Raw genomic sequence first — 16,076 nt, 5'->3', positions numbered from 1 at the left:
TCAAAACTCAGGCAATCCTGCATGCTCACCACGAACGTGCAGTACACCGCGAGGCCTAGAGGCCACCTCCTTAGCACCCACTCTTCAATGCGTTGACAAGCTCCGTGTGCCTTACGTAACATATTCACATACAGTCACTACTGAATGGATATGCAAGATGCTTACAGCAGATGCTTCACAAGCCGCGGAGTGGCGGTCCCTTCGAGAGGAACTATTGGCGGGTGACGCCTCTTTTCGCTTCGAGAAGCTGCACGAACGGGCCCAGGCCACGCGCCGCTCTATTCTTCAGATGATCGCCACGGCAGGTCAGGGCCATATCGGGGGGGACTTCTCCGTGACCGATATCCTCACTGTCCTCTTTGACGCGGTTTTGGACGTTGACCCTGAGGAACCCCGAAAGGACGGCCGGGACCAGTTCGTCCTGAGCAAGGGCCACTGCGCGGCTGCCCTGTATTCGACGCTGGCCCACTGTGGCTTCTTCCCGGCGGATGAGCTGACGACCTTTATGGAACCGCTCTCACCATTGAATGGTCACCCGAACCGGGTTAAGGTTCCCGGAGTTGAAACGAACACCGGTCCCTTGGGCCATGGCCTTCCCGTAGCCGTAGGTGCTGCGATCGGCGCCAAGCTGCGCGGAAACGGAGCCAATGTTTACGTCGTGCTCGGCGACGGTGAAATGCAGGAAGGCAGCAACTGGGAAGCACTGATGTCCGCTTCCCACCAGAAACTCGACAACCTCCACGTCATTGTGGACCGCAACCGGCTCCAGCAAGGTGCACGTACGGAAGAGACCAACGGGCTTGATCCACTCGACGCACGCCTCGCTGCTTTCGGGCTTGAGGTCAGGGTCATCGACGGCCACGACTACAACGCCCTCATCGAAGCAATGGCGCCCTCCACCACCGGCTCACCCGTCGGTGTCATCGCTAACACGATCAAGGGCAAGGGCGTGTCCTTTATCGAGGACCGCGTTGAATGGCACCACAAGGTACCCACCGCTGAACAGACCACACAGGCATTCCAGGAGCTCTCATGACCACGACAACTGTGCTCAAAGAAGCACCCACCTTCGACAACAGGCAGGATTTCGCCGACGAGCTGATCCACCTTGCACGAGTTGATGAGCGAATAGTTGCGGTCTGCAACGACTCCGTCGGCTCCAGCAACCTGACGAAATTCCGGGACGAATTCCCGGACCGTCTGATCAACGTCGGCATCGCCGAACAGAACATGGTCGGCGTGGGCGCCGGCCTGGCTAACGCCGGCCTGATTCCCTTCGTCTGCGCCGCTGGCCCCTTCCTGACCGGGCGGTCTCTGGAGCAGATCAAAGCCGACGTGGCTTACAGCCAGCACAACGTGATCCTTTGCGGCATGAGCCCAGGCATGGCCTACGGCGAACTCGGCCCGACGCACCACTCAGTTGAGGACTTCTCCTGGCTGCGCGCCCTGCCTGGCCTTGACATCGTTATCCCGGCAGACGGGGACCAGACCCGGGCCGCCGTCCGCAACGCCGCAGCAAACCCGCGACCGACCTACATCCGTGTCGGCCGGTTCAAGGTCCCCAAGGTCTCTGACCATGACTCCAGCCTTGAACGCGGCAAGTTCGTCACGGCCCGCGAAGGCTCCGACGCGACCATCATTGCAACCGGCACTGAAGTTTCCCGTGCCCTATGGGCTGCGGCATCACTGGATGCGGAGGGAATCTCGGTCCGGGTGCTGAACGCTACCTACCTGAGCCCGCTCGATGAGACGGCGATCGCCGCGGCAGCCCGTGAAACGGGTGCCGTTGTCACAGCTGAGGAAGCCAACGTTGCCGGAGGGCTCGGCGCGGCCGTGGCCAGCGTTGTCGCTCAACTCGAGGACGACGCGCGGGTGCCGCTTCGCATCCTTGGACTCAAAGACTTCGCTCCCACCGGCAGCACCCAATACCTGCTGGGACACTTTGGCCTTGAAGCGGACGACATTGCCAAAGCAGTACGTGGGGCACTGAACCGTGTCTAGCCAGAACCGTGCCGCCGCTGGCTCTGCTGTCGTTGTCGCAGTGGACCAGGGCACGAGCGCAACCAAGGCACTCGTCATGAACGCAACCGGCGAAATCCTCGGCCGTGCGCACGTGAGCCTCAGTCAGCAGCATCCCCAGCCGGGATGGGTGGAGCAGGATCCTCTGGTCATCAGGGACAGCGTGATATCTGCAATCGGGCAGAGCCTGAAAGCCTTTGATTCACACAAGGTCCGGGGCGTTGGCCTTAGCACGCAGCGTGAATCGATCATGATATGGGACAAGGCCACCGGGCAGCCGCTGGGTCCAATCCTTGGGTGGCAAGACCGCCGCACAGCACAACGGGCAAAGGAACTGCTCAGTGACGGCGCAGGTCCTACCGTGCAGCGAATCAGTGGACTACCGATCGACCCGATGTTCTCGGCCCTGAAGCTTGCGTGGTTGCTGGACAGCGTGGATCCGGATCGGCGGTTGAGCCTAGGCGGCAAAATCGCTGCAGGGACAGTAGATTCCTGGCTTGTTTCTTGCCTTACGGGTCAGCACCGCATCGAGGCCGGCAATGCTAGCCGCACCCAGCTGATGAATCTGGACACCGTGGACTGGGACGCTGAACTTCTGAATCTCTTCAGGGTCCCGGCGCAGGTACTGCCGGAGATTGTGCCGTCAAGCGAACCAAGCGGGCCGCTGACCGTTTCCGACGCCGCCGGTGCATCCGTATGCGCCGTGCTGGGTGACTCTCATTCGGCCTTGTACGCCCATGGCGTGCGGGAACCCGGGACGGTCAAAGCCACGTACGGCACCGGCAGCTCCATCATGGGATTGTTGACAGAGTCGACACAGGCGGCGCTGTTGCCAGGGCTGGTCAAGACCTTGGCGTGGCATGATGGTATTCCCCGGTACGCCTTTGAGGGCAACATCCTGGCGACCGGAGCCACAGCTATGTGGCTTGCCCAAGTCCTCGATATTGACGTCGCACACTTGGACTCCTTGGCCAGGACGGTAGATGGCGCCGGCGGCGTGAACATCGTGCCCGCCTTCGCGGGGCTGGGCGCGCCGTGGTGGGACGAATGTGCCGAAGCGTCCATCAGTGGTTTCAATCTCGGTACGTCCGCGGCTCATCTGGCCCGGGCAGCCTTCGAGTCCATCGTCCTGCAGATCGAAGATGTTTTGTCGGCGGCTGAGAAGTCTATTTCCACACCAATCCGCTCCGTTCTCGCTGATGGTGGCCCTACCTCCAACAGCTGGCTGATGCAAATGCAGGCAGATTTGAGCCAACGGACCGTCCTCCGCAGCACTGTGGCTGACTTGTCTGCTCTGGGAGTCGCCCACATGGCGGCTATTCACAGCGGCCTGTGCAGTGCTGAGGACATCGCGGCCTGGCCGCGAAACCGTACCGAGATCCGCCCGGAGATCACTTCCGGAGCGGCTGCCGTACGGAAATTGAGTTGGTCTCGCGCTGTCGCCCGGGCCCGCTGGGCTCCTCCAGCCGAATCCAATGTGGACGCGCGGCAGGACGACACGCTGGTGGCCAGTGAAAGGAGCAGGTAAATGACAAAGCCGATTGGATCAGAAATTTTTGCAGGTCATTTCAAAGGTCGTCGTGCTCTGGTCACAGGGGGTGGCAGCGGAATCGGCCTCGGAATAGCCCAAGCGTTTGCCGAAGCCGGCGCCTCGGTGCTGATCGTCGACCGCGATCCGAAAGTGGCCGACTCGGCCGAAAACCTCAGGCAAGCAGGTTTCGAAGTTGAACACGCCGTCGCAGATGTGACCAAAGAAGATGAAGTCAAGGCAGCCTTCGCACGGGTGGTGGAACTTTGGGGCGCGCTGGACATTCTGGTCAATAACGCCGGCATCATCACTATTGCCAATCTTGAGGAACTTAGCTTGGAGGAGTTCAACAGGGTACTGGCGGTCAATACGACGGCAGTGTTCCTCTGCTGCCGCGAAGCTGCTCCCCTACTGAGAGCCAGTGAAAACGGCGTCATCCTCAATGCCTCCAGCGGACAGGGTCGTCAGGGCTTCATTTTTACTCCTCACTATGCCGCCAGCAAGTTCGGTGTGATCGGGCTTAGCCAGTCCTTGGCCAAGGAACTTGCGCCCTCAGGGATTCGGGTAAACAGCTACTGCCCCGGGATCGTGAAAACAGAGATGTGGGAATACAACGACCGCGAATGGGGAAGCCGCCTCGGCAATTACAAACCCGGCGAACTCATTCAGGAATGGATCAATGGGATTCCACTCAAGCGCCCGGCGGAGGCCGCAGACGTCGCAAATTTACTGCTTTTTTTGGCTTCCGACGCAGGAAGCTACATCACCGGACAGGCCATCAATATTGATGGCGGAATGTTCATGAACTAGCCCATCTCAACTGCCAACGGAGTCAATCATGAGTCAACAAGTAGCCCATCGCCCTGGCGAAGTGAATCCAGCAGGGTCCGAAGCCAAAACAACCCGTCTTTCAAACCTCAGCGCGCGCATTCTCACCGGAAGCGGAGGCGCACTGCTCGGGCTGATAGTCCTAGTGGTTGTCTTCAGCATCCTCTCCCCCGTCTTCTTTACTCCCCGGAACATCATCAACGTCCTGGACCAGGTCTCGGTCCTCGGCATCCTTGCCGTGGGCGCCACAGCTGTGATCCTCACCGGCGGCATCGACTTGTCCGTGGGATCGGTCCTCGGCCTGGGAACAATGGTCCTGGGGTGGACGTCCCACAACGCCGGCTGGCCGCTATGGATGGCCATGCTCGCCGCCCTTGTAGTTGGCGGGCTCGCAGGCTTGCTGAACGGCGTTGGCATCACCTTCGCCAAACTCCCACCTTTCATCGCAACCCTGGCCATGATGTCCGTCGGGCGCGGGCTGGCCAACCTGATAACCGACGGCCAACAGATCGTGGGCTACCCTGAGTGGTTCTCCGACCTCTCCACCCAGCGCTACGCCGGTTATTTCTCCATCACGCTGATCGTTGTTGCACTTCTCTACCTGATGGGCTGGAGCTGGTTGAAATACCGCGCATCCGGCCGGTCAGTCTACGCAATCGGCGGCGGCTCGGAAGTCGCCCGGCTTGCAGGCATCCATGTCAAAAAAGTAACCATCTGGGTCTACGTCTTTGCTGGCGTCCTTGCTGCGCTCGGAGGTATCGTGCTCGCCAGCCGGCTGGATTCCTCACAACCCGGGGACGGTAGCGGATATGAACTCGATGTCATCGCAGCCGTCGTCATTGGCGGAGCCAGCCTTAACGGCGGCGTTGGTCGCATCGGTGGAACGGTGATTGGCGTCCTGATCATCGGTGTGCTGCGCAACGGCCTGAATCTCCTGGGCGTATCCCCGTTCATCCAGCAAATTGTCATCGGTCTTGTCATCGCCATCGCAGTTATGGCCGACGTCCTGCGCCGCAAGCAGCGCCCCTAATCCTCCTCCGGGGTCAATGGTGGTCACTGGCCCCGGAGGACTCCACCTAATCCCGCGTTACCAAACCGCTTTATCAAAGGAGATATACAAAGTGTTCAAGAAAATCGCCATCGCGGCCGTAACTGTTGCCGCCAGCTTATCCCTCGCCGCCTGTTCAGGCGCTGCCGGCTCCGGCTCCTCAGGCGGCGGAGACTCAAAACAGAAGACGATCGGCCTCGCCGTTGCCAACCAGCAGGCAGACTTCTTCAACCAGATCCGCCAGGCCGTCGAGGCCGAGGCCAAAGCAGAAAACGTCAAGGTTGTAGTTGCCGACGCCAAGGGCGACTCCAACACGCAGGTGTCGCAGATCCAAGACTTTATTACCCAGCAGGTCGACGCGATTATCTACATCCCGGCGGGGGCGACCGCGGCGACTGTCCCTGTGAAGGCTGCAAAGTCAGCCAACATCCCCATCGTGACAGTAGACCGTAACCCTGAGGGAGCCCCAGGGAACACTTTCATTGCCACCGACAGCGTCAAGGCTGCCAAGGCTCTTGGGGAGTGGGTCGGCAAGACCGTCAACGGGACCGGCAAACTCGGAGTCATCCAAGGCCAGATCGGTACCACTCCGGAGCAGGCCCGCGACGAAGGCTTCAAGTCCGCCATGACCGAATTTCCCGGCATCACGGAGGTTGCCCGTCAGGCCTCCAAGCAGTGGGCACAGGATGAAGGCTTCCAAATTGCCACGGACATGATCCAGGCCAACCCGGGCATCAACATCTTCTTTGGCCGCGCTGATGCATTGGCTCTCGGTGCCGCGCAGGCAGCAAAGAATGCAGGCCTTGAGAACGTGACGGTCGTAGGGTTTGATGGCGACGTCGCAGGCTTGAAGGCCGTACAGGACGGCACCCTCGCAGCCACTATCTGCCAGCCGACCCAAAAGATGGGCAAGCTCGCCGTCGAATCGGCAGTCAAGCTCATCAATGGTGAGAAATTGCCCGCCGAGCAGCTGCAGGATGGCGTCCTGACCACCAAGGAAAACGTCGCCCCGTTCATCTCCAACCACCCGTAACCGAGCAACGGGCGGCGCCTGACGAGGCGCCGCCCGCCCTGGCCATTCCCTAGTCAACGGAGCCTACAATGCCTACTGAGGACAAGCGCGGACTACGAGTCAGCCGCGTCACCAAGAAATACCCCGGCACCATCGCCGTCCAGGACGTTGACCTGGACATCTACCCGGGAGAAGTCGTAGCACTTCTGGGAGAAAACGGTGCAGGAAAATCCACTCTCTCCAGCATCATCGCCGGTGTCACCCAACCCACCACCGGGACAATGACTTGGAACGGTGAACCCTACGCGCCAGCGACTCCTGGTGATGCCATTGCCGCCGGCATCGGGCTTATTCACCAGGAAATGCGTCTGTTACCTGACCTCACTGTCGCCGAGAACGTCATGATAGGACGCTGGCCGATGCGCAGCGGAATGCTCGATGCCCGCACTATGCGCGAAAAGGCAAAGACCCAGCTTCAGCGGCTCGGGTTCAAGGGAAGCGTCGACTCTCTCGTCCGGGATCTGAGCGTGGCTGGGCAGCAGCAGGTGGAAATCGCCAAGGCTTTGTTGCTCAACGCCTCACTGCTCATCCTCGATGAACCGACGGCGGCACTGGGCCAGTCCGAAACGGACGCCTTGTTCGAATGCGTCCGGTCACTGCAGGCTGAAGGCGTCTCCTTTATCTACGTCAGCCACCGGCTTGCCGAAATTGCCAAGATCGCGACCCGCATCGTCGTCCTCCGGGACGGACTGAAGATCACCGAGCATGCCTCCGGTGAAGTTTCGCCGAACCAACTGGTCGAGGAAATGGTTGGCCGTCCACTAGAGCGATTGTTCCCCGAAGTTCCCCAACCCAGGGACAACGTCGTATTGGAAGTCAAGGACCTGCATGACAAGGAAGGTACTTTCAAGAACGTGTCCTTTACAGTCCGCGAAGGTGAAATTTTCGGAATTGCCGGAATCGTCGGCGCCGGACGCACCGAACTCGTCCGTGCCATCTCTGGTGCCCAACACCGTCACGGCGGCACCATAGTGCTGGATGGTAAAGCGCTCAAAGCCAACGACCCTATGGCAGCCATCAAAGCCGGCATAGTTCTTATCCCTGAGGACCGCAAACAGCAGGGACTTGTCGTATCGGAAACAATTGAGAACAACATTGCATTGCCCAATATGGCCAAGATAGCCACTGGCGGTTGGATTGCACCGTCCAAAGTTCGCAAAATGGCCAGCACTGTGGCCAGGAACATCGGGATGAAGGGCAATGTCAGCCTGCCAGTCGGATCCTTGTCCGGTGGAAACCAGCAGAAAGTTGTCATCGGAAAGTGGCTGGAACGCAATCCGCGCCTGATTATTCTCGATGAGCCAACCCGCGGAATCGACGTCGGTGCACGCGCCTCGATCTATGAAGTCATCGCCGAGCTTGCCCGAAATGGCAACGCCGTGATTGTTGTCAGCTCTGATCTTGAAGAAGTTCTCGGCTTGGCCCATCGAGTAATGGTTCTGGCCCGCGGGCAAAACCAAGGCATCTTGAATGCGGACGAAGCCTCGCCCACCCGTGTCATGGAACTGGCGACAAGATAGTAGATAGGAAGCATGAAATAATTTCATCCTTAGCCTGCAGATCTCTAGCGAAGGACAAACCGTGGCTCCGCGAAACAAGTCGCTCTCAACTGAACAGCTGGGCCTAGTGGTCAGGACTGCGCGGATGTACCACGAGCAGAAACTCAGCCAAGCTGAGATCGCTGAACAACTGCATGTCTCCCAGTCCCGGGTGTCAAGGTGGCTCTCGGACGCGATTAGGGAGGGCATCGTCAGAACGATTGTCGTTGCTCCACCTGGGGCCGAGACCGATCTGGAGGAAGCGGTCGCGGCCAAGTACGGGCTGCAGACGGTCGTTGTCGCCGATGTCCACGCTGACGACGAACCTTCAATCATTCGGGCGCTGGGGGCAGCAGCGGCAAGCTATCTTGAAGTCACCCTCACTGGCACCAACAGGGTTGGTATTTCGTCGTGGTCCGCAACGCTGCTCGCAACCGTGGATGCCATGGCACCCCGGAATGTCAAAACGGCCGAGCGCGTCGTTCAGGTCATCGGAGGCGTCGGCAAGCCGACCGTTCAAGTGCAGGCCACCCATCTGGCGGACAGGCTGGCCAGCGTTACCAAAGCGACTCCAAGGTACCTGGCGGCACCGGGAATTGTTTCCAGTCGCAGTGGCAGGGATGCGCTGATGGAAGACCCCTTCGTGGCTGAGGTGGCCGCCGAGTGGGATCATCTGGACACCTTGCTACTCGGCATCGGCAGTATCGAACCATCTCCCCTTTTGCGGGACTCCGGAAACTCACTCGGAGAAACTGACCTCAGCGTCCTTGCGGCGGCTGGTGCCGTGGGCGACGTGTGCCTGCGGTTCTTTGACGAACACGGATCCTTGGTTGAGTCGGGGCTGAATGACAGGGTGCTCGGTATCAGCCCGGAGCAGATGCTCCGCGTCGGTCGGCGTATCGGCGTCGCCGGAGGGACCAGGAAATATGCCGCCATAAGGGCCGCGCTGACTGGCAATTGGGTCAACGTACTCATCACTGACAAAGAAACTGCGCTGAAACTCGAAGCAGACACAGCGCCCATCAAACTTACAGAGGAACACCATGAACAACCCACTGTCCTTCGCACTTGACGGCCGAACAGCACTCATCACCGGAGGCGGATCCGGCATAGGACAAGCCATCGCCCTTGGCATTGCTCAACAGAACGGGTCCGTAGGAATCGTCGACCTCCCAGGAGATGGACCGGAAGAAACGCTGCACCTTCTCCGCTCGGCAGGCGCTAAAGCCACTTTCGTCCACGCCGATGTCACCAATGCCGAACAGCTCGAAGAAGCGGTCGCAAGGATTCAGGCCGATCTCGGCCCGCTCACCATGGCTGTGAATTCCGCTGGCATCGCCAACGCCGCACCGGCAGAAGACATGCCACTGAGCCAGTGGCAGAAAGTTTACGACATAGATGTGACCGGAGTTTTTCTCAGCTGCCAGGCTGAAGGACGGGCCATGCTTCAGAATGGTGGCGGTTCCATCGTGAACATAGCGTCCATGTCAGGCTCCATCGTCAACCGCGGGCTCAAGCAGGTGCACTACAACAGCGCCAAAGCAGCAGTCATCCACCTCAGCAAGTCTTTGGCCATGGAATGGGCGGAGCGGGGTGTCCGCGTCAATGCTTTGAGTCCCGGATACACCATGACGAAAATGAACTCCCGCCCAGAAATGGTCCACCAGATGGAGGTCTTCGCGCAGGAGACACCCATGAAGCGGATCGCCGATCCGTCCGAAATGGCAGGACCTGCAGTGTTCCTCCTCTCAGAGGCCTCCTCGTTCGTCACTGGCATTGATCTCCTGGCCGACGGCGGCTTCTGCGCCCAATAATGAGGAAAGCCTGCTGGCTGTCCGGACTCATTGGGATAGCCAGCAGGCGGACTGACGCATCGTCTCCTCATCTTGAGCAACCACTTCAGTGATAAGTTCCACCGGAACGATGGCCATCTTCGATGGATCAACGGTTGCTTCCGCGTTCTCCCGCGCATAGCGATGTCAAAAATGCAATTACTGTTCCCAGCGCAAATAAGGCCAAGCCTTGCTAGCGAATGGCCCAGGGCCACAGCTCGTTCTTAGGAGAGGATGACCGTGTGGCGCCCGGAGAGGAAGACGCGGTCGTCGGCGTGAAGACGTACAGCCTCCGAAAGCACCTTCCGCTCGATGTCACGGCCGATCACCACTAGGTTCTCGGCTTTGCTTCGGTGATCGACTCGCACCACATCCTGCTCGATGATGGGACCCTCGTCGAGTTCAGCGGTCACGTAATGAGCGGTCGCGCCGATAAGTTTGACGCCCCGGAGGCGGGCTTGGTGATATGGCCTCGCGCCCTTAAAGCTCGGCAAGAACGAATGATGGATATTGATGATCCGCCCCTCGAAGCCCATGCAGAAATCGTCGGAGAGGACCTGCATGTATCGGGCTAGGACGATGAAGTCAGAGCAAGTCTCGTGGACCAGCGTGGATAGTTGCCTCTCCGCCGCAAGCTTGGTTTCCGGTGTAACCGGGATGTACTGGAAGGGCACGCCAGCCGACTCCACGGCGTTACGCAGGTCTTCATGGTTGGACACGACCATCGGGATCTCCACGGGGAGTTCCCCCCTTCTATAGCGGTAGAGGAGGTCGTCCAGGCAGTGATCAAACTTCGACACCATGATCAGGGCCCGTCGCGGTTCGCGAACTCTTCTGAGCTCAACTATCGGGTCGAATCGGCCGAGACGATGAACGAGCTCTGCACGAATCAGCTGTTCATCATCGCCAGACTCGAATTCGACCCTCACATTGAGCTGGGCACTGTCCTCGTCACTGAATTGGGCGCTGTCCAGAATGTTCCCTCCTGTGGCTACGATGCCACCGGTCATCGCGTGGATGATGCCGGGCTGGTCCGCTGCCCGGATGCGAAGTATGAAGCGCTCCACCGTTAGCTCCTAACCCGAAGGCGCTCGGGATCATAGACAGGCGTCCTTCGGACCGTCGCTGGGGCTGCTCCCGAATCCGTGCCGACTTCAAGGGCGCTTCCGATGCGTGCGAGTGCGGAATCCACCCTCGCCAGCGCGACGGTTCGCCCTCCCAAGACCGGTGATGCAACGGCCATCGAAATGCGACCAACTGACATTCCGTTCAGAAGCACTGGCCGACCGTCGAGGCAGGCGGCGTCCGCCGTCGTTTCTATACTCACCAGACGGGTGGGGACGTCTTTTTTCTTCGTCAGTAGCGCATCGCGTCCCTGGAATTGCCCCTTCTCGAAATCGATCGTCCAACCCAAGCCGCATTCATAAGGCGTCGTCGAGCGGTCATATTCATAATTGTTCATGACCATGCCAGCTTCCGTACGAGCGACCAGGATGGCTTCCAACCCCATGAGTTCGATTCCGAGATCATGTTGGGCAAGGATCTCGTCCCAGAGCGTGTCCGCATGCTCAACAGGGACGATAATCTCGAACCCGAGCTCAGCCGTAAACCCGAGTCTTAGGATCGTTGCTGGAACATTCGCCACCTCGACTCCGATCAGTGAACCGTAATATGGCAGCGCTTCGTTCGAGATGTCGGCCTTCGTAAGGCGCTGCAGCAGGGTTCGGCTTAACGGCCCCTGCAGGGAAACGGCAGCGAATTCCCCACGTCGGTCTGTAACTGTGGTGCCTTTCGGAAGTGCTCGCTCCAGCTGTTGCTGCGTCAGCTGCTCACCGCCGAGGACAAGCACAGTTTCCGGGGAGAGCTTCACCAGAGTAGTGTCCTCGATCATGAAACCGTCATCATCAGTGAACACGCCGTACACAATAGTTCCCACGCGTAAGGCTCTTACGTTGCGCGAGAACACTCTGTCTACTGCTGCAACGGCGTCGGGACCCTCGACATACCATTTGCGGATCGTTGAATACTCGAGTGCGACGACAGCCTCGCGGAGTGCCTTATATTCCTTGGCTGGATCACCATAATCGATAGCAAATGGTCTGCCGAACGAATCGGCCCACTCGGAAACACGGTGGGCAAACCGCGAAGTGGTCGGGTTTGGTTCAAGCCCTGGTGGAATCTGCATTGGTGACTACCCCTAGTGGATTGGCATATGTCCCGCTTGCCTTCGCCTGACGATTGAACGGTAAGGCGCGGCCTTATGGATGAGCGTGACGACGAGTGACTCGCGCACACTATCGGTACTTGAATGGTCGTTAATTAGTTATGAGCGGCTAGAAATTTCAGCCTGAAAGGCCCGTCAGGGGCGGGTTCACGCACATCGTGGCCTGCTTATTTAATGATAAATAAATGAAGCAGCGACCTTGGCGCTAGGACAAGGATGTTCCTGCCGTCACTGCTCCATCGATGATGTGTTCGGCTCCGGAGATGTAGCTCGACTCGTCAGACAGCAAGAAGAGTACAAGCTGTGCTATCTCCAGGGGCGCGGCGTACCGACCCAAAGGAATCTGGTCATGGGTTGTGACTGCCCCACTGGAGGCAATGTCTCCGGCAATCATGTCGGTCATAGTGTCCCCAGGATGAACTGAGTTAACCCTGATGCCGTCCCCGGCCAGTTCGAGGGCCGCAGCCTTCGTCATGCCTCTCACTGCCCATTTGGACGCTACATACGAGAAGCAATCGGTGAAGCCAACAATCCCCGCTGTCGAAGAGATATTCACAATAGAGCCACCGCCCGACGCTCGCATGGCTGCCGCCGCCGCCCGCATACCGAGGAAAACGCCCTTTTGGTTGACGTCGATTGTCCGCTGCCACTGATCAGGCGTGGTCATGTCAAGTCGCTCGTGAACCAGAATTCCTGCGTTGTTTACCAGCCCCGTTAGCGGCCCAAAGTACTTTGAAGCAGAAGCTACAGCCTCATGCCAGTGGTCCTCCTTGGTCACGTCCAGACGGACGAAGCGGGCCGCGGGGCCAAGATATTCGGCGAGCTCGCGCCCCTGCTCGAGGAGGATGTCCCCGATAATGACCCGACCGCCCTCCTGCACGATTTGATCAGCGTATGCAGCACCCATTCCTCGTGCCCCGCCTGAAATGATGACGGTTTTGCCGGCCATTCGTCCACCGTGATTGATTGACTCGGCAGTGGAGTCCTGTGTGGGGGGCTTCATGTTTTAGGCGTCTCCTTCGGACTGGTGTGTTGCCGTGACTCTGGTGGATCCGCCGTTAGGGCTTCACGCTGTGCTTCCGCGCGATCGCCACATTCTCATGCCACTTGGATGCAGGAGCATAGGGCGAAGGCCTCAGTTTCCGAGCGGGATCATTGGTTCTGGAAGTGTCTCCATTACGAACAAATTCGCGGTCAGCCCGCCGTCAACGACGATGTTCGTGCCCGTAATGCCAGATGCCTCGTCAGAGGCGAGGAACGCGACAGTTGCGGCAATTTCTTCCGGTTCGATCAACCTGCGGATCGGTACACGATTGAAATCATTGAGCATATGCTCCAGAACATTAGGGGTCGAGGTTTTGTGGACCATATCAGTGTTCACAAAGCCTGGCGCAACACAGTTGACCCTGACGCCAAAAGGCGAGAGTTCGATCGTCATCGTCCGTGCCATGCTGACCACAGCGGCTTTCGTAGCCGAATAAGCGGTGACCGGACCGTCCGCACCGAGTGCGTCGATTGAAGAAATGTGGATGATTGATCCTCGTCCGTTGTCCACCATGCCCCTGGCTATCGCTTGAGACAGGAGGAAAGTACCCACCACATTGATATCAAAGCTCTGCCGAATAGTTGCAGCATCCACTTCGAGGAAGGGCGGCTCATCAAACACGGCAGCATTGTTAACCAGTACGTCGATCCGGCCCCACCGCTCCAGAGCAGTCTCTGCAAGCCGCCGCACGTCAGCTTCGGAGGAGATATCTGCGGAAATCGACCACGCCCGTCCGCCAGCACCTTCGATGAAGGCCACCGTCTCGGCGAGTGGTTCAGGTGCCCGGCCCACGATCAGGACCTCGGCTCCTTCAGAGGCCAATCTAAGAGCGATCGACTGTCCGATCCCGCGGCCTGCACCGGTCACGATCGCAGTCTGGCCTTCGAGTCGTCGGTAGTTGTGTTGGGCCACTGGGAGTTCTCCTTGCTATTCATAGTGCACTTGGTTGGGAAAGATGGAGCTGGCAACCTGAGTCCGCCGGCTATTTTCATTACGTCCATGTCATCAGTCCATTCGGCGACGAGCCCTTGAGTATCCCGTTTTGCGATTAGCGATGGAATTCCGTCAGTTGGCGGGCGTAGCCGCAGTCACAAGTCCGGGTGGCTCATTGATGACCTCGCGCCAATCCGAGCCGCTCGAATATCGCGGGCCGCCTGTACCGGAAATAGACGGCCGTCCCCATGCCCCCGAGGAGGGCAACACCAAGGATGAGGAGCAGCCCGAGGCTTTGGCCGGAATTCCCGCCCACAACCAGCTCGAAGTGCAAAACCACCAAGACGACAATAAGAGTGAAGGCAGCAAAAGCGACCAAGGGGGCAGCTACTACCTTCAGTGCCATCACTTTGGAAGAGTGTTCGGGGTTACGGCGAAACCACACGATCACGGCAAGACTAACCAGTGCCATCAATGTAAGGATGCCTGTGGAGCCCAGGCCGCCCAGTTGACCATAAAGGGCAGCGGGGTCTGTGCCCGCAAGCAGGAAAGGAACGAGTCCCCCAGCGACGACGGCCGCTGTCGCGTTAGAGGCTGTATGAGGCGATTTGTGGCGGGGGTGCACTCGGGACAGGTACTGAGGTAGGGCTCCATCTACCCCTAGGTTGTGCACGTACCGCGCTATGACGTTGTGGATGGACAACAACGCTGCAATTGCTGACGTTGCAATAAGAACGAAAGCAACCTGCGCGAAGACCGGTCCCACGAACCGACTTACGGCGTTTCCGAACATCGTCGCAGGCTCGCTGCTGGCCGTTTCCGCAGCTGAGCTTCCATACGCCGAGACAAGTGCGTAGCTGGAAAGCGTATATAAGGCTCCGATGAAGACGACCGCCAAGTAGGTGCTTCGGGRGACTGTGGTGTGGGGCTTTTTTACCTCGTCCCGATACAGTGCGGTCGCTTCGAAACCGATGAAGACCATAACGACGAAGACCATTGCTATGGGAATATCCCCTTTCGCAAACTCAGTCGGGTTCAAGGGAGCGAGGCTCAGGCCTTCGGCACCGCCACGCGTGAGAGTCGCCAGGTTGAAAATCATTACCAAAGCAACTTCGAGGACCATCACGACGCTCAGAACCTTGGCAGACAGTTCGATGTGGAAGTATCCCAGCGTGCTGACGGCCACCCAGCCGATCAGGGACCAGATCCACCATGATGTATCTGGCCCGCCGAAACTGCTGACGAGGGAGGTTATCGTGATGCCCGCGAAGACGTAGACCCCGGCGAGCAACGCCAGATAGGAGACTATGGCCATGAATGCAGCCCCAAGACCGGCGACTTTGCCCAGGCCCGATGTGATATAGGCGTAGAAAGCGCCCGGCGTTGGCAGGGACCGCGTCATTGCGATGTACCCAACGGAAAAGACCATAAGAAGTACCGTTGCCAACGCAAAGGCGACAGGTGCGGCTTGCCCAGCGAAAACGATAGTAAAAGGTATGTAGCCAGACACCGAAACGATGGGAGCGGAAAACGCCAGAACACTGAGCACCAGCGATGTCATGCCCATTCTGCCCGAAAGACGGGTTTCCGTACGTCGCGATGCGACGTCCGTTTGGACTCTAGGTTCGATGGTCATAGGGAAACTTTCGTGGTCAAGCTGCTTCGAGAGCAGTCGACGCCATTTGGTAGAGCAGACCGCGACTCTGCGACGCTCATCTCATGGCGTTTATGGGTCTTACAGGAATCGGAGGCAGTGAACTGGCCTTAAGAGCTTGGCTCTCGATGCCGCGACCACCGGCGAGGGCGAAGTTGCCTTCATTTGTGCCGACCTGGCTGGGGCCCTGGTTTTATGACGTACTTTTGGTATGAACTTAATCACCATTAAGCGATGTCGTCAAGAGGTTTGATCCCTTAATAGTCCGCTCTTGCCATAAGTCTGCGGGAGTGGCAATAATCATGCAGACAGTCAGGTCCTCTCCAGCCGCATCGTGAACTTAACGGCGCGTAAA

General features: G+C 58.7%; 14 protein-coding genes. 9 read left to right on the top strand and 5 right to left on the bottom strand.

Annotated features, from left to right (window positions below; genetic code table 11):
- The first annotated feature begins 157 nt into the window (after positions 1-157).
- The 9 genes from AB4Y87_RS03310 to AB4Y87_RS03270 all read left to right on the top strand — a co-directional run bounded on the left by AB4Y87_RS03310 (position 158) and on the right by AB4Y87_RS03270 (position 9,847).
- Positions 158-1,036 carry a transketolase gene (locus AB4Y87_RS03310; protein WP_442003061.1) on the top strand — a complete coding sequence of 293 codons (879 nt, stop codon included), beginning with the start codon at positions 158-160 and terminating at the stop codon, positions 1,034-1,036.
- Positions 1,033-2,001 (top strand): transketolase family protein, encoded by a 969-nt coding sequence (locus AB4Y87_RS03305; protein ID WP_442003060.1) that lies wholly within the window; start codon positions 1,033-1,035, stop codon positions 1,999-2,001. The genes AB4Y87_RS03310 and AB4Y87_RS03305 overlap by 4 nt, the downstream gene beginning before the upstream one ends.
- Positions 1,994-3,547: an FGGY-family carbohydrate kinase gene (locus AB4Y87_RS03300; RefSeq protein ID WP_442003059.1), complete on the top strand. Its 1,554-nt coding sequence runs from the start codon at positions 1,994-1,996 to the stop codon at positions 3,545-3,547. The genes AB4Y87_RS03305 and AB4Y87_RS03300 overlap by 8 nt, the downstream gene beginning before the upstream one ends.
- A complete protein-coding gene (locus AB4Y87_RS03295; RefSeq protein WP_442003058.1) occupies positions 3,548-4,357 on the top strand; it encodes an SDR family NAD(P)-dependent oxidoreductase in 810 nt (269 codons plus the stop codon). It begins immediately after the preceding gene.
- A gap of 28 nt (positions 4,358-4,385) precedes the next feature.
- Positions 4,386-5,405: an ABC transporter permease gene (locus AB4Y87_RS03290; RefSeq protein WP_442003057.1), complete on the top strand. Its 1,020-nt coding sequence runs from the start codon at positions 4,386-4,388 to the stop codon at positions 5,403-5,405.
- Positions 5,406-5,496: 91 nt separating this feature from the next.
- Positions 5,497-6,456, top strand: a complete 960-nt coding sequence (locus AB4Y87_RS03285) for a substrate-binding domain-containing protein (RefSeq protein ID WP_442003056.1) — start codon at positions 5,497-5,499, stop codon at positions 6,454-6,456.
- Positions 6,457-6,524: 68 nt separating this feature from the next.
- Positions 6,525-8,015 carry a sugar ABC transporter ATP-binding protein gene (locus tag AB4Y87_RS03280; RefSeq protein ID WP_442003055.1) on the top strand — a complete coding sequence of 497 codons (1,491 nt, stop codon included), beginning with the start codon at positions 6,525-6,527 and terminating at the stop codon, positions 8,013-8,015.
- A gap of 61 nt (positions 8,016-8,076) precedes the next feature.
- Positions 8,077-9,105, top strand: coding sequence for a sugar-binding transcriptional regulator (locus tag AB4Y87_RS03275; protein ID WP_442003054.1), 1,029 nt, complete (start codon positions 8,077-8,079; stop codon positions 9,103-9,105).
- Positions 9,077-9,847, top strand: coding sequence for an SDR family oxidoreductase (locus AB4Y87_RS03270; RefSeq protein ID WP_442003053.1), 771 nt, complete (start codon positions 9,077-9,079; stop codon positions 9,845-9,847). Before AB4Y87_RS03275 ends, AB4Y87_RS03270 begins: the two co-directional genes overlap by 29 nt.
- A 242-nt stretch (positions 9,848-10,089) precedes the next feature.
- Here AB4Y87_RS03270 and purU read toward each other — a convergent pair whose 3' ends face one another.
- The 5 genes from purU to AB4Y87_RS03245 form a co-directional block, all read right to left on the bottom strand.
- Positions 10,090-10,932, bottom strand: coding sequence for a formyltetrahydrofolate deformylase (gene purU / locus AB4Y87_RS03265; RefSeq protein WP_442003052.1), 843 nt, complete (start codon positions 10,930-10,932; stop codon positions 10,090-10,092).
- Positions 10,933-10,934: 2 nt separating this feature from the next.
- Entirely contained in the window at positions 10,935-12,050 is a 1,116-nt protein-coding gene (locus AB4Y87_RS03260; protein WP_442003051.1) for an aminomethyltransferase family protein, read from the bottom strand.
- A gap of 244 nt (positions 12,051-12,294) precedes the next feature.
- Complete coding sequence (locus AB4Y87_RS03255; protein ID WP_442003050.1) at positions 12,295-13,092, bottom strand: SDR family oxidoreductase; 798 nt, start codon at positions 13,090-13,092, stop codon at positions 12,295-12,297.
- 132 nt (positions 13,093-13,224) lie between these two features.
- Positions 13,225-14,046 (bottom strand): SDR family NAD(P)-dependent oxidoreductase, encoded by an 822-nt coding sequence (locus AB4Y87_RS03250; RefSeq protein ID WP_442003049.1) that lies wholly within the window; start codon positions 14,044-14,046, stop codon positions 13,225-13,227.
- 193 nt (positions 14,047-14,239) lie between these two features.
- Entirely contained in the window at positions 14,240-15,703 is a 1,464-nt protein-coding gene (locus tag AB4Y87_RS03245) for an APC family permease (protein WP_442003048.1), read from the bottom strand.
- Positions 15,704-16,076: the final 373 nt, after the last annotated feature.

This window comes from Paenarthrobacter sp. RAF54_2, assembly GCF_052113945.1.
Taxonomy (GTDB): Bacteria; Actinomycetota; Actinomycetes; order Actinomycetales; family Micrococcaceae; genus Arthrobacter.
Note: the sequence above shows the minus strand (reverse complement) of the source record. Positions and strands in the feature narration are given on the sequence as shown.